The following is a 24,294-nucleotide window of genomic DNA, read 5'->3' as shown; positions in this document are numbered from 1 at the left end:
GATGGAGGAGAGGGAATTGCGGCCCGTACCCGACTGGCACACGATCCCCCGCATGCTCCGGGACCAGGCCGCGCGGCACGGGGACGTGGAGGTCGTCGTCTCGGACGGCGCCACGCTGACCCTGAGCGAGCTGGCGCGGAAGGCGAGCGAGGTCGCACGCGCGCTGATGGCCCTGGGCGTGACCCCCGGCGATCGCGTGTCGGTGTGGGCGCCCAACACCCCCGACTGGGTGGTGGCCGCGTACGGGATCTGGGACGCGGGCGCCATCATCGCCCCGCTGTCCACCCGCTTCAAAGGCATCGAGGCGGGCGCGATGCTCCAGAGGGTCGGCGCCAAGGTGCTGCTGGTCGCCGAAGGCTTCATGGGCACGTCCTACCTCGACATGCTCGCCGAGGTTCGCGACACCCTCCCCGAACTGGAGCACGTCGTCGTCCTGGGCGACGCGGACCCGGGCACGAGCCGAGCCCTGCGCTGGGACGACTTCGCCGCGGGCGCCTCGTCCATCTCCCCGGAGGCCGCCGAGGAACGCGCCCTGTCGGTCGCCCCGGACGACCTGGCCGAGATCATGGCGACGTCCGGGACCACCGGCACGCCCAAGGGCGTCATGCTGCACCACGAGCAGCTTCTGCGCGGCTACTGGGACTGGTCGGAGATCGTGACGCTGCGCGAGGGCGACCGCTACCCGATCATCGCGCCGTTCTCGCACGGCTTCGGCATCAACGCCGGCCTGCTCGCCTGCGTGCTGCGACAGGCCACGATGATGCCCATCCCGTTGTTCGTCCCCGACAAGCTGATGGACCTGATCGAGGAGCGGCGGATCAGCGTCCTGGCGGGGGCGCCGCCGATGTTCTTCAAGATCCTGGACGAGCTGGACGGCCCCGACCCCAGGGACGTCTCCTCGCTGCGCGTCGCGATCTGCGGGGCCGCCGCCGTCCCGCCCGAGCTCATCCGCCGGCTGCTGGACCGCGCCGGACTCGATCGGATGATCAACGCCTACGGGATGATGGAGGGCACCGTCATCTCGATGACCCGGGCCGGCGACCCGGTCGAGGTGATCGCGTCCTCCACCGGCCGCGCGGTGCCGGGCGTGAGCGTGCGCGTCGTGGACGACGACGGCAAGGACCTGCCACCCGGCGAGCGCGGCGAGATCCTCGTCGGCGGGTACGGCGTGATGCGCGGCTACTGGCGCGACCCGGAGCGGACCGCCGAGGCCGTGGACGAGGACGGCTGGCTGCACACCGGCGACATCGGGGAACTCGACGAGGCGGGCAACCTCTCGATCGTCGACCGTAAGAAGGAGATGTTCATCGTCTCCGGCTTCAACGCGTACCCCGCGGAGATCGAAGGTCTTCTGCTCCAGTGCCCGGGGGTCGCGCAGGTCGCGGTGATCGGCGTCCCGGACGAGCGGCAGGGCGAGGTCGGCCGGGCCTACGTCGTCCCGGCCCCCGGCGGCGACGTGACCCCGGAGGGGATCATCGAGTGGGCGCGCGCCAACATGTCCAACTACAAGGTCCCGCGCCGGGTCGTCCTGGTGGACGCGCTGCCCGTCAACCCCAACGGTAAAATCGACAAACCGGCCCTCCACGCCCGCGCCGCCACGGAGCAGGGCTGAACCCGAAGTTATCCACAGGGCCCGGTTCTCCTGCGCCACCACCCCCACCCGCGAGACGATCGAATCGGGGGGCGCCCCCGCGGGGCCTTTGATCAGATCTCGCAGGGCCTCTGGTCAGCGGCCCCTTGGGGCACAGGGGCGCCTCAGGGGCGCCTCGTGACAGGGGCTTTTGAGTCGGAGGCCCTTGAGTAGGAGGCCCTTGGGTTAGGGGCCCTTGGGGTTAGGGGATTGGGCGCCAGTTGATCAGGGTGGTGTGGTCGTCCACGTCCTCGAAGACGGCCTCCACGCGCAGCTCCGGGCGCAGGACGTCGGGGGACGCTTCGGCCAGGTTGCCGTACATCAGCAGGTCGTCGCCGTCATCCAACCGCACCAGCAGGACGGGGAACGGCACCGCGTCCCGCATGCTCGGCATGAAGACCTGGTGGTTGACGATCCAGCTGTAGACGCGGCCGGTGCCGCGCGCCGGTACCCATTCGGACGCGCGGCTCCGGCAGTGGTTGCACACGGCCCGCGCCGGGAAGCGCAGCGTGCCGCAGCCGCCGCACTTCTGCACCGTCAGCTCGTGCCGGCGCACGGCCTCCCACCATGGCGCCGAGTCCCGATCGGGCTCCGGCCGCACTCCGAGGTTCACCGGTCACTCCTCAGGATCAGGGCGGACGTGCCGGCGAGGACGTAGCCGGGCTGGGACGTCGACAGGCCCACCTCGGCACCGGGCACCTGCCGGTCCCCCGCCCTTCCGCGTAGCTGCGCCACGGCCTCGGCGATGTGGTTGATGCCGTGGACGTAGCCCTCCGACAGAAAGCCGCCGTGCGTGTTCACGGGCAGGTCGCCGTCCAGGGCGAGGGCGCCCGAGGCGGCGAACGGCCCGCCCTCCCCTTTGGCGCAGAACCCGTAGTCCTCAAGCTGGACGAGCACCGAGTAGGTGAAGCAGTCGTAGAGCTCGGCGAAGTCGATGTCGTCCGGTCCCACGCCCGCCATCGCGTACAGGCGCGGCGCGAGCCGGGCCGCCTCGGTCACGGTGAAGTCGGTGCCGGACGGGCCGCTTCCGGCGCCGGAGAAGAAGCTGTCGCCGCCGCCCCACGCGGCGCCGGAGATCAGCACCGGGGGGTGCCGCAGGTCGCGGGCGCGTTCCCGGGAGGTGACGACGACGGCGCACGCGCCGTCGGTCTCCAGGCAGCAGTCCAGCAGCCGGAACGGCTCGGCGATCCAGCGGGACGCGAGGTAGTCGTCGAGGGTGATCGGGTCGCGTTTGAGGGCCCGCGGGTTCTTCACCGCGTTGGCGCGCTGCCCGACCGCGATGTGGCCGAGGTGTTCGCTGGTCGTGCCGTAGGCGTTCATGTGGGCCCGCGCGTACATGGCGAACTGCTGCGGGGGCGCGAAGTATCCGTAGGGCGCCTGGTATTGGACGTCGAAGATCTGGGCGGGGCCGCGTCCGGTGCCGCCCATGCGGAATTCGGAACGGGCGTTGATGGCGCGGTAGCACACGACGGTGCGGGCGGCTCCCGAGGCGACGGCCATCGCGGCCTGCCCGACCACGGAGTGGGAGACGCTGCCTCCGCCGAACTGGTCGAGGTACCAGGTGACCTCGGGGACGCCGAGCGCGGGTGCCACGACCCAGGGCGGGGTGGAGTCGCCTACCCGGTGTGTGGCGAGGGCGTCCACGTCGTCCACGGTCAGTCCGGCGTCGTCGAGCGCGGCGAGGATGGCGTCGACGGCGAGGGTGAGGGTGGAGACCCCCGAGTTCTTGCTGAACGGGGTGTAGCCGACGCCGGCGATCGCGGTGCGGTCGCGGAAGGTTCCCAATCCGTCCTCCGAGTCACCAAGCAAGCGCTTGTCTTCCAAGGTAGGCGCCCGCGGGCGGCCCTGTCAACGCGACCGGCATCACCCGAACGGCGCTCGGAACCGGCTTGACACCCGGAACGGGGCGCGCCTATCGTCCAAGCAAGCGCTTGGCTAAGAGAAGGGAGCCGGGTCCGATGGCCCACGCACCGACCGCCGCCGCGGTCACCGTGGCCGGTCCGGCCGATCGGCACCTCGGCCACGGAACGGAACGCCGCATGCACGGATCCCCGAACGGATCGTCAAGGGCCACGACCGACGCGCAGGTGACCGGCATCGACGGCGCTCGCTTCCGGTCGGTGCTGGGCAGGTTCGCGACCGGGGTGGTGGCCATCACCGCCATCGACCCGGCCACCGGAGGTCCCACCGGCCTGGCCGCCAACTCCTTCACCTCGGTCTCGCTGGAGCCGCCGCTGGTGGCCTTCTGCGTCGCGCACACCAGCACCACCTGGCCGCGGCTGCGCGGCGCCCGGCGGATCTGCATCAACATCCTCAGCGAGCCGCAGCTCCGGATCTGCAAGCAGCTCGCGCTCAAGGGCGGCGACAAGTTCGCCGACATCGGCTGGACCGAGTCCCCCAGCGGCAGCCCCGTCATCGACGGCGCCCTGGCCTGGCTCGAGTGCGAGATAGAGAACACGCACGTCGCCGGCGACCACGTCATCGTCGTGGCCCGCGTCCACCACCTGGACCAGCACCACGACGGCGACCCGCTGCTGTTCTACCGGGGGACCTACGGCCGCTTCTCCGGCTGAGGCCCAGCCTTCTACACGGGCGTGTCCTCGGGCGCCCTGAGCCGCGCCAGCACCTGGACGGGGTCGGCCAGCACCTCGGCGAACGCGAACTCCGCCGCGCCCACCAGCGTCGTGTCGTCCCCCAGGGCCGCCGTGCGGAGCCGGACGTGCTCCCTGGGAGCGGCCAGCGCGCCGGTGGCCACGACGCTGCGCACCTGGGCGGCGGCGCCCAGGTAGATGTCGCGCAGCGTGCCGCCGAAGATGACCAGGCCCGGGTTGAAGATGTTGACGAGGTTGGCCACTCCCCAGCCGAGCCAGGTGCCGACGCGCTGCAGCGCGTCGCGGGCGGCGATGTCGCCACGGTCGGCGGCGTCCACCACGGCGCGGACGGCGTCGCGTCCCACCAGGCCGGGCGACTCCTTCTGGCCTGCGTGGTCGAGCAGCGTCCGCTCCCCCACCTCGGCTTCGAGGCAGCCGCGCGAGCCGCAGCCGCAGAGCCTGCCGCCGGGGTTGACCATCATGTGGCCGATCTCGCCGCCGTAGCCGTCCTGGCCCCCGAGCAGCTGGCCGCCCATGATGATGCCGCCGCCGACGCCCACGTCCCCGTGCAGGTAGATGAGGTTGTCGCAGCCGACGCCCGCGCCGCGTTCGTGCTCGGCGAGCGCGCCCAGGTTCGCGTCGTTGCACACCGAGACGGGGATGCCCAGGCCCAGGCGGCGCGACAGGGCGACGCCGAGCGCGGGGTCGCCGATGTCGAGGTTCGGGCCGAACATGATCTGGTCGTCGGAGCGGCGCACCGTGCCGGGGAAGGCCAGCGCCGCGCCGACGCAGACGGCGTCGCGTCCCGCCTTGCGCATCAGCGAGCGGGCGGCGGCGGCGAGCGCGCCGACGATCTCGCCCGGGTCCGACGGGCCGCGGGTGCGGGACGCCTCGCGGCGTTCCAGGATGGTGCCGCCCAGGCCGACGCGGGCCACGCCGAGGCGGTCGACGCCCACGTCGAACGCCAGCACGTACACCCGGGTGGACTCGGGACGCACGACCAGCGACGGCCGTCCGGCGCGCCGTCCCGGGCTCCGCGGCAGTTCCTCGCGCACCAGCCCGGCCGCGGTCAGGTCGGTGGTCAGCGCCATGATGGTGCTGCGGTTGAGACCCAGCGACTCGGCCAGTGTCGCCCGCGACGCCGGCCCGCGCAGGTGGACGAAGCGCAGCAGCGTCCCCAGGTTGTGGCGGCGGATCTCCTCTTGTGACGGCCCGGCCCTCATCATGAGGGCGGTCCCGCCGCCTGGCCGGGGGCTCCCCAGGCCGAGTGGGAGGTCCGTGGACGGGCCGGCGCCGGCGGGGTGTCGGCGTCCCTCGGCAGCCCGAGGTCGCCGCTGCGGCCGGAGGTGATCAGCTCCACCACCTGGGCGTGCGTCACGTCCGTCGCCGGCACCTGCGCGACCATCCGGCCCAGGTACAGCGCGGCGATCCGGTCGGACACGGCGAACACGTCGTTCATGTTGTGCGAGATCAGCACCACCGCGAGGCCCCGGTCGGCCAGCCGCCTGACCAGTTCCAGCACCTGCTGGGTCTGCGCGACGCCGAGCGCCGCGGCGGGCTCGTCCAGGATGACCAGCCGGCTGTCCCACAGCACGGCGCGGGCGATCGCGACGGTCTGCCGCTGCCCGCCCGACAGCGTCGCCACCGGCCGCCGCACCGATCCGACCGTCCGCACCGACAGGGACGACAGCGTGCTGATCGCCAGCTCCTCCATCGCCGGCTCGTCGAGGACGATGCCGCGGCGGCGTTCCCTGCCGAGGAACATGTTCTGCACGATGTCGAGGTTCTCGCAGAGCGACAGGTCCTGGTGGACGACCTCGATGCCGAGCGCCGACGCGGCGCGCGGGCTGTCGACGCGGACCGGGCGCCCGTCCCACAGGTACCGGCCGGAGTCGATCGGGTGGATGCCGCCGATGCACTTGACGAGGGTGCTCTTGCCCGCGCCGTTGTCGCCGACCAGCGCGGTGACCTCGCCGGGGCGCGCGGTGAAGGACACGTCGTGCAGCACCTTGACCGGACCGAAGCTCTTGTTGATACCGCGCAGGTCCAGAACGGGTGTCGCTGACATTCCGAGGGGCTCCCACCGTGCCGCACCGCGATCGCGCGGAACCAGGCTCTGGCCGGTGAGCGTAGCAGGTGAGAGGCGGTCCGGGAACGCGGCGGCGGGAAGAGCGGCGGCCACGGGGACCGCCGGCTCCTCCGGTACGGGCGTGCCGCGCGTCATCGTCCCGCCGGGCTCCCGCGGCGCCGAGCGGGGACCCGGGCGAAGGCCCGGGCGGTGGCGCCGCGGGAGGGGAACCGCCGGCCGCCCATCATCTGCCCGCCGACACTCTGCGGCGCCGGGCCAGCGCGTCGATGCTCGCCGCCAGCAGCAGGACGCCGCCGGTGACCAGGAAGTTGACGTAGGCCTTGGCGCCGAGCAGGCCGAGCCCGTTCTCGATGGTGGCCACGACGAGGCCGCCCAGGATGGCGTCGCGGGCCTTGCCGCGTCCGCCGAACAGGCTGGTGCCGCCGATGACGGCGGCGCCGACCGCGAACAGCAGCGTGTTGCCCGCGCCCGCGTCGGGGGTGACCGAGTTGAGGCGGGACGCGGCGAAGATGCCCGAGATCGCGGCCGTGCCGGAGCAGATCATGAAGACCGACATCCGCAGCCGGACCACGTTGATCCCGGCGCGGCGGGCGGCCTCGGTGTTGCCGCCGATCGCGTACAGGTGCCGCCCGTAGGCGGTGCGGCCCAGCACGAACGTCGCCACGATCAGCAGCACGCCGATGAGCGGCACGCCCCAGGGGATGCCGGCCAGCGTGACGGCCGGGCTGGGCGCGCGGTCGAGGCTGAGCAGGTAGGTGCCGAACAGCAGCGCCAGCGCCACCACGCCGACCTGGGCGGCCACGAGCTGGACCGGTTTGGTGGCCAGCCCGCGCTTGGACTGCTGCCGCCACCGCCACAGCTGGACGAGGGCGTACGCGACGGCGACCACCACCGCCATCGTCCAGCCGAGCCAGACGGGCATGTTGCGGTTGGCCAGCGCGACGATGACCTCGTCGCGCACGGGGACGGTGCCGCCCTGGCCGATCAGGCGCAGGGTGATGCCCTGGAGGCCGAGGAACAGCGCCAGCGTCACCACGAACGACGGGATCCGGATCACCGACACCAGCCAGCCGATGGCGGTGCCGATGACGATGCCGGTGGCGATGGCCGACAGCACCGCCACGTACCAGGGCTGGCCCGAGTCGACGATGAGCTTGGCCATGACCGCGCCGCACACGCCGCTGGCCACGCCCGCCGACAGGTCGATCTCGCCGAGCAGCAGCACGAACACCAGGCCCATCGCCAGGATCGTCACCGGCATGGCCTGGGTGAACAGGTTGGCGATGTTGCGCTCGGACAGGAAGGTCTCCGGGCGCAGCGCGGTGAACAGCACGACCAGGCCGAGCAGCCCGAGGATCGCGGGCATCGCGCCCAGATCGCCGGCCCGTACCCGGTTCCAGTAGTCGCGCAGCGCCGCGGGGACGTCCTGGACGCGCCGGTCGACGGCGAAGTCCGAGTCCGCCAGCCGCACGGCGGCCCCCTCGCCCACGGATTTGTCGATGGACATCGAAGCTCCCTCAGATGCTCTCGGCGGTCGCCCGCGCGAGCCCGAGATCGCCGGACCGGCCGGCGGTGATCAGCTCCACGACCTGGCCGGTGGTGACGTCCTCGCGGCGCACGTCCGCAGCCACCCTGCCGAGGAAGAGAGCGGTGATGCGGTCGGCCACCTCGAAGACGTCGACCATGTTGTGCGAGATCAGCACGACCGCGTGCCCGGTGTCGGCCAGCCGCCTGACCAGGTCGAGCACCTGGCGGGTCTGCGCGACGCCCAGCGCGGCGGTGGGCTCGTCCAGGATCACGACCTTGGACTCCCACAGCGCGGCCTTGGCGATCGCGACGGTCTGCCGCTGCCCGCCGGACAGGCTCGCGACCTGCTGGCGCACCGACTTGACGGTGCGCACCGACAGCCGCGCCAGCGTCTCCCGGGCGGCCTGCTCCATCGAGTCCTCGTCCAGGACGATGCCGCGGCGACGCTCGCGGCCGAGGAACATGTTCTGGACGATGTCGAGGTTGTCGGCCAGCGCCAGGTCCTGGTACACGACCTCGATGCCGAGCGCGGCGGCGTCCCGCGGGCCGTTGATCTCCACCGGCCGGCCCTCGAACTCGATCGTGCCCGAGTCGATCGGGTGGATCCCCGCGATGCACTTGATGAGCGTGGACTTGCCCGCGCCGTTGTCGCCGACCAGTGCCATGACCTCGCCCGCACGCACGGCGAAGTCCACATCGTGCAGGACGTGGACGGCGCCGAAGCTCTTGTTGAGCCCGGTCAGGCGGAGGACGGGGTCGCCGTTGAGGGGCTCGCCTTTGTCTGCCACGAAATTCCTTCTTCCACGGGGGACACCCGTGGCGGGTCCCAGACGCCCGGATCCCGGGCGCCGCAGCGGCGGGACCCGCCACGGGAGGTCACAGAACCGATGTCATCCGTCCATCGGGGGGCCGGAACCGTCCATCCGGAACCCGTCCGCCCGAGGCCGGATGAGCACGGCTCACTGGATACCGGCCTCGGTGCACTTCGCGGCGTAGGCGCCGGTGCAGAGCTCTTCCTTCTTCACGAAGCCGTCGGTGATGACCTGCTTGATGTTGGACTTGTCCATGCCGATCGGCGTGAGCAGCACCGACGGGACCTGGCGCTTGCCCTGCGGGTCGTCGGTGGTGCCGTTGGTCTGCGCCTTCTCGCCCTTGAGGACGGCGACGGCCGCCTTGGCCACCGCGTCGGCCTCCTGCTTGACCGGCTTGTACACGGTCATGCACTGGGTGCCGTCCAGGATGTTCTGCAGGCCCTGGACGGTGGCGTCCTGTCCGGTCACCGGGACCTTGCCGGCCTGGTTGTTCTTCTTGAGGATCGAGATGACCGAGTTGCCGAGGCCGTCGTTGGCGGCCAGCACCCCGTCGATGTTCCCGTTCTGCTGTGTGTACATCTGCTCGAAGATGGTCGCGGCGCGCTGGTTGTCCCAGTCGGGGACGGCCTGCTCGGCGACCTTCTTGTACTTGGCGACCTTGTCGAGGATGTTGTGGGCGCCCTGTGAGAACAGGGTGGCGTTGTTGTCGGTGGGCGCGCCGTTGAGGTAGGCGATGTTGGCCTCCTTGTCGCCCAGGCACTTCTGCAGGCCCTTGCCGAGCTCTTCGCCGACCTTCACGTTGTCGAAGGAGACGTAGTAGTCGGCCACTCCGCCGAGGGTGAGGCGGTCGTAGTCGATGGTCTTGACGCCCTGCTGCTGCGCCTTGCGCTGCACCGCCGCCGCCGAGTTGGAGTCGAGCCCGGTCAGCACCAGGACCGAGACGCCGCTGGTGAGCATCTGGTCGGCGATGGTCTGGAAGCGCTGGGTGGAGCCTTCGGCGTTCTGGATGTCGTACTGGACGCCCGCCGCCTTGAACGACTGCTCCAGGAACGGACGGTCGAAGCTCTCCCAGCGCACCGAGGACTTGGTGTCGGGCAGGATCACGCCGATCTTGCCCTGGGCGGCGCCCTGGCCGTCGCCGTCGTCGGCGCCTTCGTCTCCGCAGGCCGCGAGGGTGAGCACCGCGGCCGCCGACAGGGCGGTGAGGCTGAGGATCCCCTTGCGCATGGGCCCGGGTCCTTTCTAGGGGGTGGGACCACCGGTGAGCGAGGTCACACCGGGTGAATGTTGTGCCTCGCAACTTATGTCCCGCCCGAGTCGCGCGCCAGAGCCGGAGACCGGATCAGCCGTAACAATCCAGTAACGCGCTGATCAATTAGGCCGTGACCGACATGGGAGGAGACGCCGGGACGCCGGTCGCGGGCCACCCGATATGTTCGGCGCCTCAACATTCGGCCGTCAGCGGCCACCCGTGTCAAGACCGCTCGGCGCGTGCCGGGCGCCGCACGGGGGTGCGGCTCCTCTCCTACCCCGGATGGCCGGAGCCCATCCGAGATATCTTGCGCGTAGCACGCGGCGGGAAGGGGAGCAGGGAGAATGACGGCGCAAGCGGGCTCCGGCCCGGACAGGCACCGGGACCTCACCAGGCCCGATCTGCCGCTCCCCCGGCCCGTTTCCGGCCAGGCGCCCGCGCCGCCCCCGCCGCTGGCGCCGCCCGTCCCGCCCGAGCCCGCCCCGCCGCGGTCCGTCCCGTCACGCGGGCGGAACTGGCACCGCATGCACTACCCGATCGGCGTGTTCCTGGTCGCGTACGGGGTCACCGGTCTCGTCACCGGCCTGATCGGCTGGGACGACCGGCGCGAGGAACTGGCCGGGTACGTCGGCGCCGGGGCGGCCACCGCCGCGCTCGCCGTGGTCAAGGCGATCGAGCTGGCGCTGGTCGCGCTGGCCGTGGCCGGTATCGGACGGCGACGGGACGTGTGGTTCCTGCCCGCCCTGGCCGGATGGCTGGCCGGGTTCGGCGTGTTCGCCCTCCTCGACCTCGTCAAGGGCAACTGGGGCGCGCTGCTGGAGCACGTGGTGTTCCTGGCCGCGTTCGCGCTGCTGCTCTTCCTGTCGTACGGGCTGAGCGTGAAGGCCCGCGTCGGCAGGGCCGCCGCCGCCCGTACGGCGCCGCCGCCGCCGGACGCGCCCGCGCCTTCGCCCGCCGCGCCGAGCGTTCCGGCTCCCGTGCCCGCCCCGTCCGCGAACCTGAGCCGGACGCAGGAGTTCGCGCTGGCCGCGCTCAACCGCTTGCAGCAGCGCGTCACACCGGCCTTCGGAACGCCGCGCCCCCGGCCGCCCGCGCCGCCCTCCCCATCCCCCTCGCCTGCGCCTGCGCCCGACCCCGACCCCGACCCGGCCCCGGATCCCCCGCCGTCCGAGGACGGCTCGCCGCGGACCGTGGTCGACGCCGAGGCTCCGGAGCCGGCCGCGGGGGACGGCGACCGGACCGTCCAGACACCGCTGCCCGAGAACCGGCCCGCGCCACCGGACGCCACCCGGCCGCTCCCCCTTCCCGACCCTTCCGACCAGCAGTAACGGCGGGACCATCAGCCGCGCCTCGCCCGGGCGCCGAACGGGCGGACGCGACCAGGGCGACCGGAGCCCGACCCACCACGGTGATCTTGGCAATTGTTGCCGTTGGTGAACGATTCGGGCGCTGAAAGCTTGGCGCCCATGAGAGCCCGAGAACTCGCATGGTCGGTGGCGCTGGCCACGTCGCTGACGGTCCCGGCGGCGCTCGCGGCACCGGCCGCCGCGCATCCCCCGGCTCCCGGTGCGGCCCCGGGCGCCTGCGACCCCTTCCGGACCACGCCGGTCTACCGCGGCAAGGTCCCCTCCCCCAAGCAGGTGCTGGGCATCGAGCTCGGCGAGCGCGCCGTGACGGCCGCCGAGTCCGACCGGTACCTGGAGACGGTCGCCGCCAAGAGCGAGCGCGTCGTGTCCGGCACCCTGGCCACCAGCGCCCAGGGACGTCCCCTCAAGTACGCCATCATCGGCAAGCCCCGGCTGCTGACCAAGGCGGGACTGGCCAAGGTACGGGCCGAGGCCGCGCTGCTGCGCGACCCCCGCACCCCTGACGGCATCGCCAAGGCGCTCACCCGGACCGGCGTGCCGATCCTGTGGGTGGCGGGCAACATCCACGGCAACGAGCCCAGCGGCACCGACGCCGCGTTGCGGGTGCTGCGCGACCTCGGCGACCGCACCGACTGCGCCGCGTCCAACGTGCTGAACAACGCGCTGGTCGTCCTCCTGCCCACGCAGAACCCGGACGGGCGGGAGGCCGGCATCCGGCAGAACGCCTACGGGTTCGACATGAACCGGGACTGGTTCGCCCGCACCCAGCCCGAGACCGACGGCAAGATCTCGATGCTGAACCAGTACCCGCCGGCGCTGTTCATCGACGCGCACGAGATGGGCGGCGACTCCTACTTCTTCCCGCCGAACGCCGACCCGATCTACCACGAGACGCCCGAAGAGGCCGTCGGCTGGATCAACGACGTCTACTCGCCGTCGGTCGCCGCCGAGTTCGGCCGGCAGGGCGTCGACTTCTTCAACCGCGACGTCTACGACCTCTTCTACCAGGGGTACGGCGACTCGGTCCCGACCACCGGGTTCAACGCCGCCGGGATGACCTACGAGAAGGGCGGCGGCAGCCCGTACCCGGACAAGGTCCGCGAGCAGTACATCGCGCAGTGGGCGTCGCTGTCGGCGGGCGCGGCCAACCGCCACAAGATCCTCACCGAGTGGCGCAAGATGACCGTGGACGCCTACAAGCAGGGCAAGGCGGGGCATCTGGAGCCCAACCAGATCTACAACCCGCCCAACGCGATCGACCGCCCCGTCCCGGACCATAAGGTGCGGCACTACTTCCTGCGCGCAGACGACAAAGCCAAGGCCGACGAGGCGCAAACCATCGTGCGGCGGCTGCAGCGGATGGGCGTCACCGTGCATCGTCTCGTCCGGCCGCTGACGGTGAAGGACTTCAAGCCGTACGGGCGTCCCGTGGCGCGGACGACGCTGCCCAAGGGCACGTACTGGATTCCGATGGCGCAGGGCCAGAAGCACTGGATCCAGGCGATGCTCAACGAGGACTCCTACACGCCGTTCCCGTACTTCTACGACGTGACGGCGTGGAGCCTGCCGCTGCTGGGCAACGTGCCGGGCGGCTCGTCGGGCGCCGACCTGCGTCCCGCCGCCGTTCCCCTGCCGACCCAGCCCGCGGTGCGCGTTCCGCGTCCGGGCAAGAAGCCGAAGATCGGCGTCCTGGCGCTGTCGGCGACGTCGTCGTCGGCCCGGGAGTCGGTGGGCTGGCTGCGGCACCGGCTCGACCGCGAATGGAGGCTGCCGTACACGCTGCTGAACCCGGCCGACGTGGCGGCGGGCAAGCTCGCGGGCGCCGAGGTGCTGCTGGTGCCCAACGGCCCGGCCGGGACGGCCTACGACCAGCTCGGCGACGCCGGCCGCACCGCACTGCGGCAGTGGACGCAGGGCGGCGGGCGGTACATCGGCTGGCAGGGCGGGACCGAGCTCGCCGCGCGGCTCGGCCTGACCACGACCTCGCTGAGCGAACCGACCTCGGACGTCCCCGGCACGCTGTTCCGCGTCACGGTGGACAAGTCCAGCCCGCTGGCGCGCGACGTCGGGCCCGCGGTGTGGCAGTTCTACTCCTACGACCTGATCATGAAGCAGCCGGACCCGGCCAAGGTCGCGGTCGCCTACCCGGCCGTCACCTCGCCCGACTGGTTCGTGTCCGGGTTCGAGCGGGGCGCGGCCGAGCTCGGCGGCACCGCCGCGGTCGTGGACGAGCCGGTCGGCGAGGGCCGCGCCGTGCTGTTCGGCGGCGAGCCCAACTTCCGGGCCTTCACCGACGGCACCGCGGAACTGCTGGTCAACGCGATCCTCGGCCCGGACCCGTCCGCGCGGGTCTCCGGCCTGGCCAAGGCGGCGCCGTCCCAGGAGGCGGCCCGGCGCGCCGCGGCGCTGCCGCGGGCCGAGTCGCCCATCCGCGTCTCGGTCAAGGCCGCCGACGCCGCCCGTACCGAGGCTCTGCTGCGCTCGGTGGGCGCCACGTGGACCGAACGCCGTTCCGGCGACGCGGTGCGCTACGTCATCGACAACCCGCAGGGCCTGCCGGTCGACCACCACCCGTTCGCGGGGCGCCTCGCGTCCCTGATCCGGCGATCCGGCATCACCCCGATAGCGGTGACCCTGCCCTGAACCGCTGAACACCCCGACCGGGGGGCGTCTCGGACACCTGAGGCGCCCCCCGTGCCGTCAGCGGACGATCCAGGCGATGGCGGTCATGGTCCCCGGAGGGACCTCGGTGAAGCCCGCGTCCCTCACCGCGACGGTGGCCTGCCCGACACAGCGCCGCCAGGAGATGTCACGGGAGATGTGAACGCGCAGACCCGCCTCGATCCACGGCATCACGTCCGCCGGGCGCGCCTGGCGCAGGAGCAACTGGGCGGCGTGACCGGATTGGGCCGCCGCCTTGCCGGTGGTCATCGGGACGCGGGGGTTCAGGGCGATCGCCGCGTACGGGGGCTCCGGCGGCGGCTTGGGCTCCTCGTCGGGGAGGTCCAGCCCGGCCACCTGCAACTTGGCCAGGGCGGGCGGGACCTGGTCAACGGGACCGGGGACGAACGCGCGGACCTCGGCGCCGTCCACGTCCACGGTCACGCCCGGCAGCTCCTGCACCTCGGGCCAGCGCACCCCCCGGGCGCGGCGCGTCACCTTACGGATCCGTCCCGACTCCCAGCGGCGGACGTAGGGGTACCACTCGCCCTCCGGGTCGGCGGCGCGCGGGTCGGTGAGCAAACTCACCACCGCCGTCGCCGCCGCCGCGCACACCGCCGAATGCGCCGGTGGGGCGGCCTTCTCGGCCCGTACCACCAGCTGCATCGCCCACGGCGGCTCGTCACGGGGATCATCGGGAACACGCACGGTCAGGAGTATTCCATTCGTGGCCGGTGACTTTCCTGGGGCCGATGTGGGTACGCAACTCCTGACGTTTCCGGATCGTTCAACCGGACGCGAAGGGAGCGATCAAGGGGACGGACACGGCGGGAGAGGTCGGGTCGGAGGTCGCCGGTGACCAGTGGTGCCTGGAGCAACTCCATTCCGGGGATCGGGACGTTCTTCGTGGGGATCGACGTCGCGCCCGGACGTTACCGGTGCGAGGACGGCAAGGGCGGCTGGTGGGTCAGGTTCACCGGTCCGGGCGGGGACGACCCGGTCGGCTCCTGGCCGCTGCCCGCCGGCCCCACCGAGATCGAGATCGCGCCCACGGACTTCGCGTTCGAGACCCATGTGGGCACGTACTGGCGGCGCGTCTCGCCCGCGAAGGGCGAGGACGGCGCGCCGTTCGAGCTGCGCCCGGTCGCCGATCCGACGCTGCGGACCGAGCTGGACACGATCGTGGCGCGGCGCCGCCCGCTGGTCTGGCTGGCCCCGCTGACCGTGCTGGGCATGGGCCTGCTGGGCGCGCCGGTGCTGGGGTCGCTGTGGCTGCTCGGCCTGGCGATGATGGCCGTGCTGGTCGCGCTGGGCTCCCCGTCGGTGTCGCTGGACCTGCAACGCGCCCGCGAGCTGGCCAAGCGCCGCGACCGGTACCTGACGCCCGAGGACTTCGACGACGAGGCCCGCGCCCTGCTGGCCCGCGCGCAGGCGGCCGTGGACACCGTACGGGACTCGCGGGTCAACCAGGAGGGCCTGCTGGACGCGGTCGACAACGCCGTCACCCTGCCACGCCAGGAATGGGAGATCGCCCAGGTCCTGGCGCGCCAGTCGAAGCTGCGGGTCGAGCAGGACGAGGCGGCCTCGCCGTCCCTGCCCGAGGTCGAGGCGGCGCTGCGGCCGTTCAGGGAGAAGCTGGACCTGTCCGTCCAGGCCGTGACCCGGCGGATCGAGGCCCTGGAACGGTACGCCGAACGGGTCAAGGCCGCCGACGAGGCGCTGATCGCGCACCGCCGGGTGGAGGCCCTCGCCGAGCGCGCGCACGAGTACGACGAGCTGCTCGCCGACACCGTCCGGGACGATCTCGCCCTGCCCGCGATCGAGCGCCTCACCGAGCAGAGCGAGGACCTGGTCCGGATGCTGCGCCACCGCCTCGCCGAGGCCGCCGAGGCGGGCGGCCGGGCCGAGGGCGAGCTGCCGCCCTCACCGCCCGGCTGACGGGCCCTCAGGCGGCGACGAGCGCGCGGACCTGGTCGGCGGAGGTGAACACCTCCGCCCGCATCCCCGTCTCGCGGGCGGCGAGCACGTTGCGCTCGGTGTCGTCGAAGAAGATCGCCTCGGACGGGGACACGCCCAGCCGCTCGCAGCAGATCCGGTACGCCCGCGGGTCCGGCTTGGCCACGCCGATGTCGCACGAGTAGGTGAGGGCGTCGAACCGGCCCAGCCAGCCGCCGTGGCGGGCCTCGAAGCGCGGGACCAGGTCGCCGATGATGTTGGAGAGCAGCCCGAGCGTCCTGCCCTGGTCGGCGAGCGCGGTGACCAGGCCGACCATCTCGGGGTCGGCCTCGGACCAGCTGTCCAGGTCGGCCTCGATCAGCGCGGGGACGTCCGGGAACCGCGTCCCCAGCCGGTCGGCGACCGACGCCCAGTACGCGGCGCTGTCCTGGCCCGCGTCGTAGGCGGGACGGCAGGCCCAGTACGCGTCCCAGAACGGCGCCCCGGAGACCCCGGCGAGGTCCTCCAGGCGCCGCCGGGCCGCCTCGGTCTGGGTACGGGCGATGACGCCGAACAGATCGAAGATGATCGCTTGAGCCATGCCGTGAAGGCTACAAGCGGGAAACCGGGCGCCGATCCGCCCGTCAGCGCGCGGCGATCTCCTGCCGCAGGCCGGCGGCGGCCTCGCGGACCGTGGCGGGGTCGGCGCCGCGGAGCAGGACGTCCGCCATCAGCCGCGCGGTCACCTTCAGATCGTCCGGGGTGAAGCCGCGGCGGACGACCTCCTGGGTGCCGAGGCGCAGCCCGCGGTCGGGCTCGCCGGGCGCCTGCCAGGGAAGGCCGATGGCGCTGAGGTAGACGCCCGCCTCGGCGAGCCTGCCCATGGCCGCGCTCCCGCCGCCGAGCGCCGCCGCGTCCACGGCCACGTGGTGGGAGTCGGTGAACCCGCGGTCCGCGCCCGCGACCGTGAATCCCTCGTCCTGGAGCGCGGCGGCGAGGGCGCGGGCGGCGGCGACGCAGGCGTCGGCGTACGCGCCGCCGTCCGCCATGATCTCGGCGGCGGTGACCGCGAGCGGGGCGAGACGGCCGGCGTCGTAGTTCGCGGTGAGGCCGGGGAAGACGGCGGCCGACAGCCGTTCGGCCAGCGCCGGGTCGTCGGTGGCGATCACGCCGCCGGGCGGGCCGCCGAACGACTTGTAGGTCGAGAAGGTGAGCACCTGGGCGCCCTCGGCGAGCGGCCGCTGGAACCTGCCCGCGGCGACCAGGCCCGCCATGTGGGACGCGTCGTACAGCAGCACGGCACCGGCGTCCGCGACGGCCGCCGCGATCTCGGCGACCCTGTGGGGGAACAGCAGCAGGCTGGCGCCGATCACCACCAGGCGGGGACGCTCGGCCGCCAGGAAGCCGGGGAGCGCGTCCAGGTCCACGTCGTAGGCGTCCACGTCGTAGGGGAGGTCCACCACGCGCAGGCCGCGCACGCCGGGCGCTCCGACGGCGTGGTGGCTGGTGTGGCCGCCCGCCCGTTCCGGGAGCACCGCGATCGTGTCACCGGGCGCGGTGAGGGCGGTGTAGACGGCGAGGTTGGCCATGGTGGCGCTGTGGCTGCGCACTTCGGCGAACCGGGCCCCGACCAGCCCGGCGATCAGTTTCGGGGTCAGGACCTCCAGGGTGTCGAGCGCGTCCAGGCCCGACTGGTACTTCTCGCCCGGCCAGCCCATGCTGGGCCGGCTGCTCACCAGCGGCTCGCTCACCGAGCGCGCCGCCGGGCTCATCACGTTGGTGCCCGCGTAGAGGACGATCCCCTCGGCGTCGAAGCGCCGGGCGTGGTCGCGCAGCGCGTCCCGCACGGTCTCGGTCACGCGCTCGGGCGCCAGCCCGTCCAGCGCCGCCGCGACCTCGGCGATCCGCGCCCTGGCCACGGAGGACGCCCAGGGCGCCGGCTCCTCGCTCATCTCGTCCTCCCCCTCGGTTGCGTGGGCTCCGGGCCCGGAATCGGGATCGGTGGCCCGCCCCAGAATGTCATGATCGAAACTAGAGAAGCTCGTGGCATGGGCGCCAGTGGGGTTGCGCATCACGGTTCCGTCCGCCACCATCTGGACCAAGCGCTTGCTACGCCACGTTAACCTGGAGTTGACGGAGTATGTGAACAAGCGGTTGGTCGAGCACGGCATACTTGGGAGGGTGACGACCACGAGCACCAACACCGGACGACCCAGGGCCCGTACCGCTGGCGAGGGCGGCACCCGCCGGCGCCGCAAGGGCACCCCCGCCCTCGCCTCCGAGCGGCGGGAGCACCTGGTCAGGCTCGCGGCCGAACTCTTCGCTGAGAAGGGCTTCCAGGCGACCACCGTCCGAAACATCGCCGACGAGGCCGGGATCCTCTCGGGCAGCCTCTACCACCACTTCGACTCCAAGGAGTCGATCGTCGACGAGATCCTCTCGGGCTTCTTCGACGAGATCATGACCGCGTACCAGCGGGCCATCGACGAGGGCGAGAACCCGCGCGAGACCATCGCCAAGCTCGTCCGTATCGCGTTCGGCACCCTGGAGCCGCACCGCGCGGCCATCACGGTGATGCAGAACGACTGGAACTACCTCAAGGGGATGGAGCGGTTCGCCTACCTCACCAAGTCCGAGGACGAGGTGGAGAAGATGTGGGTGGGCACCATCAAGGCCGGCCAGGAGCAGGGCCTGTTCCGCCCCGACATCGACCCCAAGCTCACCTACCGGATGATCCGCGACACCGTCTGGGTCGCGGTGCGCTGGTTCAAGCCGGGCGGCCGGCTCGACTCCAGCGAACTCGCCGAGCACTACCTCAAGGTCATGTTCGACGGGATCAACGTCCACTGAGCGCCGCGCCCGGCCCGCGCCGGGCGCCGCTCGCGGCCACTCGCCCCGCCGCTCTCGCTTCCTCCCCGTCTCGGGCTGGGCATGGCGTCCACGTCTCCCCAGGAAGCCCGGCGTGCCTTTCATCACTTTTTGACGAACCGGGCGATGTTCCGGGCGGGATGGACGCTGTTACCGGTGAGATGGAGGGGGAGGCGACGATGACGGGGCAACGGGGCGCCGCCGGGCACGAGGAACCGACACCGGCGGAAGCGAGGGCGGCCACCGTCCGCAGCCTCCAGGGTCAGTTCCCCGGAGTGCGCGTCTGGTACGGCGAGGCGACCGGATCGTGGTGGGCGATGGTCCCGCTGCGGAGCGGGCCGAGGCTGGTCGAGGCACCGACACCGCAGGAGATCCGCGACATCATCCTGCAACTGCGCAACATGCTCTGAGCGGGGGCCGTGAGCGGCCCTACAAGGGGCTTCGAGGGGCTACGAGGGCTTGGTGAGGAGAGCCGCGCTCCCGTAGCTGCCCCCGAAACCCGTGCACAAGGCGACGGACGCCCCCGCCACCTGGCCGGCGCCCCGCCCGTCGGTGCCGGTGCCGCGTAGCTGGCGTACGGCCTCGGCCACGTTGTTGAGGCCGTGCACGTAGCCCTCCGACAGCAGCCCCCCATGGGGGTTGACGGGAACGTCCCCGTCCCAGGCGATCCCCCTGGCGCGGAGCACGGCGCCCAAGTCCTCGCGCGGCACAAGCCCGAAGTCCTCCAACTGGCGTGGGACGAGCCAGCTATAGGCGTCGTAGAGCAGTGCCACGTCGACATGGTCCGGCTTCATGCCCGCCGCCGCGTACAGGGACGGGGCGAGGTAGGAGGAGAACAGCCTGGTGACGTCCTCCGCCTTGTCCATGGTGGACGCGCCCGGCCCTCCCCCGCGGACGACCGCGTGGATGCGCGGGGACGCGGGAGCGCGGTCGGCTCCGGTGATGACGAGCGCGCACGCGCCGTCCGTCTCCTGGCAGCAGTCCAGGCGGCGCAACGGTGAGGCCACCATGGGGTCGTTCAGGTACGCCTGGAGGTCCAGCGGCTCGCGCCGCAACGCGCGGGGGTTCGCGGCGGCATGCGCCCTGGACTGGGACACGACGGCGAAGGTGTGCTCCTCGCCGAGCCCGGTGTCGTACAGGTAGCGCTGCCCGGCCAGCGCGAACTGGTGGACGGGACCGGCCATGCCGTAGGGATGGGTGAACTGCTCCTCCGTCCCCTCCCCCAGTTTCAGCCCCAGCGCGTTCATGCGCTTGCCGGAACGGCCGTTGAGCGCCCGGTAGATCAGGACGGTCCCGGCCAGTCCCGCGTCGATCAGCATCGCGGCGTCGGCGAGGATGGACGCGCTCTGCGTCCCGCCGCCGTAGATCTCGTTGTGCCAGCCCGGCTCCCGGAGGCCGAGCTCCCGCGCCACGTACAGGACGGGGGCCGAGTCGCCGAGGTGGTAGCTGAGGATCGCGTCGGGGCGCACGTCCTCGCCCAGCTCGCGCGCGGCGTCGGCGAGCGCGGCCCTGGACGCCTCGGCCGCGAGGTCCAGTTCGGTACGGCCGGAGGCGCGCGAGAGAGCGGTCATCCCGATGCCCGCGATCGCCGCCCTGCCGGAGAAGCCCTGCCTGCCGGTCACGCGTGCGCCCGTCCCCTCTTCGCAGGTCCCTGCCCCAAGCCGCTCGCCGGGAACGGGGCGCGATCCGTTCCCGGCGAGAGGCGCCGGCGGCGCCGCCGGACGGGGAGACGGGAGGAGCACCCCGTCCGGTGCGGCACCTTCAGGTGAACCTAACGCGCCCGGTGCGTTATAGACAAGCGCTTGCTCGGCAGGCGGGCGGCGCGGCCCCTGACGGGACGCGCCGGCCGGACATGGCCGCCGCGGGCCTCACATCTCGTACTGGATGGCGGCCCGGCGGGCCAGGATCGGCTTGATGTAGCCGTCCACGACGGCGCGATGGGCGGGGTGGTCGCGGTAGGCGATGTAGTCGTCCTTGCTGGCGAAGTCCCCGACGACCACGAAGTCGTAGTTGCCCGGATTGACGCGCGCGTCGGTGCCCAGGCTGAGCGCGCCGACCTCCGGGATCACCGCGGGCAGCTCCGAGAGCTTGGCCGCGACCTCCTCCTGCTGGCCGGTCGTCGTCCCCTCGGCCCACGCGAACATCACGACATGCCGGAAACCGCTCATGGGATCACCGTAGCGGCACCGCGCCCGAACGGCCGGGCGACGTGACACGGGCGATCTCACCCGAACTCACACCGTGCCGAGTTCGGCGGCCACGGTGGCGCCGAGCTCCCAGCACTCCTCCAGCGCCTCCCTGCCCGGCTCGCCGGTGACCACCACGGGCGGGCGGACGGCGCGCCACTTCAGCCCCGTCGTGATCGACTCCAGCGCGCGCAGGGCGCCGGTGGCGTCGTTGTTGCCGTGCAGGTAGGCGCCGAACGGGCGGCGCACGGTCTCTTCGAGGCACGGGTAATAGACCTGGTCGAAGAAATGCTTGAGGGCGCCGGACAGGTAGCCGAGGTTCACCGGCGTGCCCAGCAGGTACCCGTCCGCCTCCAGCACGTCCACGGCCGTCGCCGTCAGCGCGGGACGGACCGCCACCTCGACGCCCTCGATCTCGTCGGTGGCGGCGCCCGCGCGCACCGCCTCGTACATCGCCTGCAACGCCGGCGACGGGGTGTGGTGGACGATCAGCAGCCTCTTCATCGCCCCCGAGCCTAGCCACGGGCCGGGACGGAACGCGGAGGCGGCGAGCTGTTAGGCTTCCCAAGCGAGCGCTTGTTACGCAATGATGGTATCGGGCGGGACCGCCGGGGCCGGTCCCGCCAGGACCGGTGAAGAAGGAGCCGTACACGTGGCCGACCGCCCGATGAAGTTCTCGACCTTCCACCTCTTCCACCAGTTCGCGGGACAGACCGCGAAGGAGGTGTACGACTACCAGATCGAGATCGTCGAACTGCTGGAGGAGCTCGGCTTCGACGGGGTGTGGGTCGCCGAGCACCACTTCCGCGACTACGGCGTGGTACCGAACATCTTCACCCTGCTGTCCAACCTCGCCGCCCGTACCGAACGGCTGCGCCTGGGCACCGGCATCGTCGTGCTGCCCCTGCACAACCCGATCCACGTGGCCGAGGAGGCCGCGATGGTCGACCTGCTGTCGGGCGGCCGGCTGGAGCTGGGCATCGGCCGCGGCTACCAGAGCATCGAGTTCGAGAACTTCGGGCTCGACCTCGCCGAGGCCCGCGACCGGTTCAACGAGTCGCTGGAGATGATTCTCGGCCTGTGGACCCAGGACGACTTCGAGTTCAAGGGCCGCTTCCACGAGACCCGCCACCCGCTGACGCTGATGCCCAAGCCGGTGCAGCGCCCGTACCCGCCGCTGCACGTGGCCGCGGTCAGCCCGGAGACCGTGGAGATCTACGCGGCGCGCGGGCTGCCCATCCTCGCCGACCCGGCCGCGCCGTTCAGCAAGATCGCCAAGGCGGCGCGGACCTGGCACGAGAAGGCGGCGGCCGCGGGCGTCGACACCACCGGCGTCGAGCTGGTCGCCAGCCGTTCGGTGTACGTGGCGCCGACGCTGGAGCAGGCCCGCGAGGACCAGGCCAGGTTCGAGGCGAACTTCGACCGGTCGCGGATCTTCAACGTGCGCAGCGCGCCCATCGACTCCGCCACGGGCCAGACCGCCAAGGGCTTCGAGTTCTACCAGGACCGCTACCTCAAGGGCGGGACGGTCGACAACGAGTTCCGCTGGAACCAGCTCGAGATCATCGGCGATCCCGAGCGGGTGATCGGCCAGATCCAGATGGTGCGCGACATGGGCTTCGGCAACCTGATGTGCGACTTCGGCAGCACCCGCCCGCTGCCCATCGAGGAGATGCGCAAGGTCCTGCGCTTCTTCGCCAAGGAGGTCATGCCGGCCTTCCGCTGACACCGGCTCCCCCGTTCAGGACGCTAGGAACCCCCCTAGGAGGCGCGATGTCCGTACACCGGCTCACACTCGGCGACGTACTCGGCGAGCACCGGCGCGGCCGGCCGCACGGTACCGCCGTCGTCGACGGCGACGTACGGCTCACCTATCCCGAGCTCGACGACCGCGTGGACAGGCTGGCGGGGGCGCTCGCCGCGGACGGCGTCACGTCCGGCGGGCGCGTGCTGTGGCTCGGCCAGAACTCCTTCCGCGTGCTGGAGCTGCTGCTGGCCTGCGGGCGGCTCGGCGCGATCTTCTGCCCGGCCAACTGGCGGCAGACCGCCGACGAGCTGGCCCACGTCCTGGACGACCTCACCCCCACGGTCGTCGTGTGGGAGGAGTCCGAGGCGGTCGAGAAGGCGCGCGGGCAGGTCTCCTTGGACGCGCGCTGGGTGCGCTCGGGCGAGGAGTACGAGTCGTACGTCGCGGCGGCCGTCCCGGTGCCCGAGGCCGAGGTCGCGGCGGACGCGCCCGTTCTCGCGCTCTACACGGCCGCGTTCGACGGGCGTCCCAACGCGGCGCTGCTGAGCCACTCCGCGCTGATCGCCCACAGCATGTCGCTGCTGCACGTCCGGCAGATGGAGGACGGCTTCACCTTCCTGGCCTGCGGGCCGCTGTTCCATGTGGGCACGATGATGTTCACGCTGGCGACGTTCCAGATCGGCGGGAAGCTGGTCTTCACGCCCGCGTTCGAGCCCGCCGAGGTCTGCCGGCTGATCGACGCCGAGAAGTGCACGCAGGCGTTCCTGTTCGGCCCCATGATCGACGGTCTGGTGGAGGCCAACAAGGACCGGACCTACGACCTGTCGTCCCTGCGCTTCGTCTCGCACTCCCCCGAGTGGGACGAGATGATCACCGTGGACGACAGCCCGTGGTGCGCGTCCAAGATGGGCGGGTACGGGCAGACCGAGGTCGGCGGCATGCTCACCTTCCTCGGCCTGGGCATGGGCGGCAAGGGCGTCGCCGGCCGGAGCTCGCCCCTGGTCCACGTCCGGATCCTGGACGCCTCGGGCGAGGAGGTCGCGCCGGGCGAGGTCGGCGAGATCTGCGCGCGCGGGCAGAGCCTGTTCTCCGGCTACTGGAACCGTCCCGAGCTGAACGAGGCGAAGACCGCCTGCGGCTGGCACCACACCGGCGACCTGGGCCGCCGCGAGGAGGACGGCACGATCACCTTCATCGGCCCGAAACTGCGGATGATCAAGTCGGCCAACGAGAACATCTACCCGGCCGAGGTCGAGCGCGCCCTCAAGTCCCACCCGTCCGTGGCGGACGCCGCCGTGATCGGCGTCCCGGACGACCGCTTCGGCCAGTCCCCGAAGGCCATCGTGGTGCTCGCGGAGGGCGCGAAGGCCACGGCCGAGGAGATCGTCGAGCATGTGCGCGGCCAGATCGCCTCGTACAAGAAGCCGAGGGACGTGGAGTTCGCCGATTCCATCCCGAAGAAAGGCTTCACCCCTGACTACGACGCCCTGGACGCCCAATACGGCGGCGGCGCCTACCCAGGCACCTGACCCGACCCCGAGGCGGCCCAACCCACCCACCTCAGCCCCAACCAGCCCCGAACGGCGCCCAAGCGCCGCGATCGCGACCGAAGGCAGGTCCGAGCTTGCG

Annotated in this window: 22 protein-coding genes; 9 read left to right on the top strand and 13 right to left on the bottom strand. The window is 72.1% G+C overall.

From position 1 onward, the window contains the following. Position 1 precedes the first annotated feature (1 nt). A complete protein-coding gene (locus tag ACGWYJ_RS24765; protein ID WP_395108715.1) occupies positions 2–1,612 on the top strand; it encodes an AMP-binding protein in 1,611 nt (536 codons plus the stop codon). Between the two features lie 220 nt (positions 1,613–1,832). On the opposite strand, the gene ACGWYJ_RS24760 is transcribed toward ACGWYJ_RS24765, so the two are convergent. Further along, positions 1,833–2,243 (bottom strand): Zn-ribbon domain-containing OB-fold protein, encoded by a 411-nt coding sequence (locus ACGWYJ_RS24760; protein WP_395108714.1) that lies wholly within the window; start codon positions 2,241–2,243, stop codon positions 1,833–1,835. Further along, positions 2,240–3,415 (bottom strand): thiolase C-terminal domain-containing protein, encoded by a 1,176-nt coding sequence (locus tag ACGWYJ_RS24755; RefSeq protein ID WP_395108713.1) that lies wholly within the window; start codon positions 3,413–3,415, stop codon positions 2,240–2,242. The genes ACGWYJ_RS24760 and ACGWYJ_RS24755 overlap by 4 nt, the downstream gene beginning before the upstream one ends. A gap of 254 nt (positions 3,416–3,669) precedes the next feature. On the opposite strand from ACGWYJ_RS24755, the gene ACGWYJ_RS24750 reads away from it, so the two are divergent. Further along, positions 3,670–4,203 (top strand): flavin reductase family protein, encoded by a 534-nt coding sequence (locus ACGWYJ_RS24750; protein ID WP_395108748.1) that lies wholly within the window; start codon positions 3,670–3,672, stop codon positions 4,201–4,203. An 11-nt stretch (positions 4,204–4,214) separates the two neighbouring features. Here the strand turns inward: ACGWYJ_RS24750 and ACGWYJ_RS24745 are convergent, their stop codons facing one another. The 5 genes from ACGWYJ_RS24745 to ACGWYJ_RS24725 form a co-directional block, all read right to left on the bottom strand. Continuing rightward, positions 4,215–5,444: an ROK family protein gene (locus ACGWYJ_RS24745; RefSeq protein ID WP_395108747.1), complete on the bottom strand. Its 1,230-nt coding sequence runs from the start codon at positions 5,442–5,444 to the stop codon at positions 4,215–4,217. Further along, positions 5,444–6,289 carry an ATP-binding cassette domain-containing protein gene (locus ACGWYJ_RS24740; RefSeq protein WP_395108712.1) on the bottom strand — a complete coding sequence of 282 codons (846 nt, stop codon included), beginning with the start codon at positions 6,287–6,289 and terminating at the stop codon, positions 5,444–5,446. Before ACGWYJ_RS24740 ends, ACGWYJ_RS24745 begins: the two co-directional genes overlap by 1 nt. A 244-nt stretch (positions 6,290–6,533) precedes the next feature. Beyond that, positions 6,534–7,817, bottom strand: a complete 1,284-nt coding sequence (locus tag ACGWYJ_RS24735; protein ID WP_395108711.1) for a sugar ABC transporter permease — start codon at positions 7,815–7,817, stop codon at positions 6,534–6,536. Between the two features lie 10 nt (positions 7,818–7,827). Then, complete coding sequence (locus ACGWYJ_RS24730) at positions 7,828–8,625, bottom strand: ATP-binding cassette domain-containing protein (protein WP_395108710.1); 798 nt, start codon at positions 8,623–8,625, stop codon at positions 7,828–7,830. A gap of 171 nt (positions 8,626–8,796) precedes the next feature. After that, positions 8,797–9,876, bottom strand: coding sequence for a sugar ABC transporter substrate-binding protein (locus tag ACGWYJ_RS24725; protein ID WP_395108709.1), 1,080 nt, complete (start codon positions 9,874–9,876; stop codon positions 8,797–8,799). A 369-nt stretch (positions 9,877–10,245) separates the two neighbouring features. On the opposite strand from ACGWYJ_RS24725, the gene ACGWYJ_RS24720 reads away from it, so the two are divergent. Then, positions 10,246–11,229 carry a hypothetical protein gene (locus tag ACGWYJ_RS24720; RefSeq protein ID WP_395108708.1) on the top strand — a complete coding sequence of 328 codons (984 nt, stop codon included), beginning with the start codon at positions 10,246–10,248 and terminating at the stop codon, positions 11,227–11,229. Positions 11,230–11,367: 138 nt separating this feature from the next. After that, the gene (locus ACGWYJ_RS24715; RefSeq protein ID WP_395108707.1) at positions 11,368–13,911 is read left to right on the top strand and encodes a M14 family zinc carboxypeptidase; all 2,544 of its coding nucleotides are present in this window, start codon (positions 11,368–11,370) and stop codon (positions 13,909–13,911) included. 57 nt (positions 13,912–13,968) lie between these two features. Here ACGWYJ_RS24715 and ACGWYJ_RS24710 read toward each other — a convergent pair whose 3' ends face one another. Then, complete coding sequence (locus ACGWYJ_RS24710; RefSeq protein WP_395108706.1) at positions 13,969–14,637, bottom strand: hypothetical protein; 669 nt, start codon at positions 14,635–14,637, stop codon at positions 13,969–13,971. A 147-nt stretch (positions 14,638–14,784) separates the two neighbouring features. Between ACGWYJ_RS24710 and ACGWYJ_RS24705 the strand changes: the two genes are divergently transcribed. Beyond that, a complete protein-coding gene (locus ACGWYJ_RS24705) occupies positions 14,785–15,867 on the top strand; it encodes a hypothetical protein (RefSeq protein WP_395108705.1) in 1,083 nt (360 codons plus the stop codon). Positions 15,868–15,874: 7 nt separating this feature from the next. Here ACGWYJ_RS24705 and ACGWYJ_RS24700 read toward each other — a convergent pair whose 3' ends face one another. Continuing rightward, complete coding sequence (locus tag ACGWYJ_RS24700) at positions 15,875–16,465, bottom strand: HAD family hydrolase (protein WP_395108704.1); 591 nt, start codon at positions 16,463–16,465, stop codon at positions 15,875–15,877. Between the two features lie 43 nt (positions 16,466–16,508). Continuing rightward, positions 16,509–17,816, bottom strand: a complete 1,308-nt coding sequence (locus ACGWYJ_RS24695) for a glycine hydroxymethyltransferase (protein WP_395108703.1) — start codon at positions 17,814–17,816, stop codon at positions 16,509–16,511. Positions 17,817–18,045: 229 nt separating this feature from the next. Between ACGWYJ_RS24695 and ACGWYJ_RS24690 the strand changes: the two genes are divergently transcribed. Together ACGWYJ_RS24690 and ACGWYJ_RS24685 are read left to right on the top strand one after the other, a co-directional pair. Beyond that, the gene (locus ACGWYJ_RS24690; protein ID WP_395108702.1) at positions 18,046–18,714 is read left to right on the top strand and encodes a TetR/AcrR family transcriptional regulator; all 669 of its coding nucleotides are present in this window, start codon (positions 18,046–18,048) and stop codon (positions 18,712–18,714) included. A gap of 197 nt (positions 18,715–18,911) precedes the next feature. Continuing rightward, positions 18,912–19,142: a hypothetical protein gene (locus tag ACGWYJ_RS24685; RefSeq protein WP_395108701.1), complete on the top strand. Its 231-nt coding sequence runs from the start codon at positions 18,912–18,914 to the stop codon at positions 19,140–19,142. 39 nt (positions 19,143–19,181) lie between these two features. Here ACGWYJ_RS24685 and ACGWYJ_RS24680 read toward each other — a convergent pair whose 3' ends face one another. The 3 genes from ACGWYJ_RS24680 to ACGWYJ_RS24670 form a co-directional block, all read right to left on the bottom strand. Beyond that, positions 19,182–20,354 (bottom strand): thiolase C-terminal domain-containing protein, encoded by a 1,173-nt coding sequence (locus ACGWYJ_RS24680; RefSeq protein WP_395108700.1) that lies wholly within the window; start codon positions 20,352–20,354, stop codon positions 19,182–19,184. Between the two features lie 246 nt (positions 20,355–20,600). Then, on the bottom strand, positions 20,601–20,900 hold the full coding sequence (locus ACGWYJ_RS24675) for a Dabb family protein (RefSeq protein ID WP_395108699.1): 300 nt from the start codon (positions 20,898–20,900) through the stop codon (positions 20,601–20,603). Between the two features lie 66 nt (positions 20,901–20,966). Then, the gene (locus ACGWYJ_RS24670) at positions 20,967–21,422 is read right to left on the bottom strand and encodes a flavodoxin family protein (RefSeq protein ID WP_395108698.1); all 456 of its coding nucleotides are present in this window, start codon (positions 21,420–21,422) and stop codon (positions 20,967–20,969) included. A gap of 163 nt (positions 21,423–21,585) precedes the next feature. Here ACGWYJ_RS24670 and ACGWYJ_RS24665 point away from each other — a divergent pair, with 163 nt between their 5' ends. Together ACGWYJ_RS24665 and ACGWYJ_RS24660 are read left to right on the top strand one after the other, a co-directional pair. Then, on the top strand, positions 21,586–22,644 hold the full coding sequence (locus tag ACGWYJ_RS24665) for an LLM class flavin-dependent oxidoreductase (protein ID WP_395108746.1): 1,059 nt from the start codon (positions 21,586–21,588) through the stop codon (positions 22,642–22,644). Positions 22,645–22,691: 47 nt separating this feature from the next. Beyond that, a complete protein-coding gene (locus tag ACGWYJ_RS24660) occupies positions 22,692–24,194 on the top strand; it encodes an AMP-binding protein (protein ID WP_395108697.1) in 1,503 nt (500 codons plus the stop codon). Positions 24,195–24,294: the final 100 nt, after the last annotated feature.

The organism is Actinomadura sp. SCN-SB, assembly GCF_043906805.1.
In the GTDB taxonomy this organism is placed as follows: Bacteria; Actinomycetota; Actinomycetes; order Streptosporangiales; family Streptosporangiaceae; genus Spirillospora.
Note: the sequence above shows the minus strand (reverse complement) of the source record. Positions and strands in the feature narration are given on the sequence as shown.

Coding starts and splice junctions, on each gene's coding strand:
- ACGWYJ_RS24765 (WP_395108715.1), top strand. CDS start 2: ATGGAGGAGAGGGAATTGCGGCCCGTACCCGACTGGCACACGATCCCC.
- ACGWYJ_RS24750 (WP_395108748.1), top strand. CDS start 3,670: ATGCACGGATCCCCGAACGGATCGTCAAGGGCCACGACCGACGCGCAG.
- ACGWYJ_RS24745 (WP_395108747.1), bottom strand. CDS start 5,444: ATGAGGGCCGGGCCGTCACAAGAGGAGATCCGCCGCCACAACCTGGGG.
- ACGWYJ_RS24740 (WP_395108712.1), bottom strand. CDS start 6,289: ATGTCAGCGACACCCGTTCTGGACCTGCGCGGTATCAACAAGAGCTTC.
- ACGWYJ_RS24735 (WP_395108711.1), bottom strand. CDS start 7,817: ATGTCCATCGACAAATCCGTGGGCGAGGGGGCCGCCGTGCGGCTGGCG.
- ACGWYJ_RS24725 (WP_395108709.1), bottom strand. CDS start 9,876: ATGCGCAAGGGGATCCTCAGCCTCACCGCCCTGTCGGCGGCCGCGGTG.
- ACGWYJ_RS24720 (WP_395108708.1), top strand. CDS start 10,246: ATGACGGCGCAAGCGGGCTCCGGCCCGGACAGGCACCGGGACCTCACC.
- ACGWYJ_RS24715 (WP_395108707.1), top strand. CDS start 11,368: ATGAGAGCCCGAGAACTCGCATGGTCGGTGGCGCTGGCCACGTCGCTG.
- ACGWYJ_RS24700 (WP_395108704.1), bottom strand. CDS start 16,465: ATGGCTCAAGCGATCATCTTCGATCTGTTCGGCGTCATCGCCCGTACC.
- ACGWYJ_RS24695 (WP_395108703.1), bottom strand. CDS start 17,816: ATGAGCGAGGAGCCGGCGCCCTGGGCGTCCTCCGTGGCCAGGGCGCGG.
- ACGWYJ_RS24685 (WP_395108701.1), top strand. CDS start 18,912: ATGACGGGGCAACGGGGCGCCGCCGGGCACGAGGAACCGACACCGGCG.
- ACGWYJ_RS24675 (WP_395108699.1), bottom strand. CDS start 20,900: ATGAGCGGTTTCCGGCATGTCGTGATGTTCGCGTGGGCCGAGGGGACG.
- ACGWYJ_RS24670 (WP_395108698.1), bottom strand. CDS start 21,422: ATGAAGAGGCTGCTGATCGTCCACCACACCCCGTCGCCGGCGTTGCAG.
- ACGWYJ_RS24665 (WP_395108746.1), top strand. CDS start 21,586: ATGAAGTTCTCGACCTTCCACCTCTTCCACCAGTTCGCGGGACAGACC.
- ACGWYJ_RS24660 (WP_395108697.1), top strand. CDS start 22,692: ATGTCCGTACACCGGCTCACACTCGGCGACGTACTCGGCGAGCACCGG.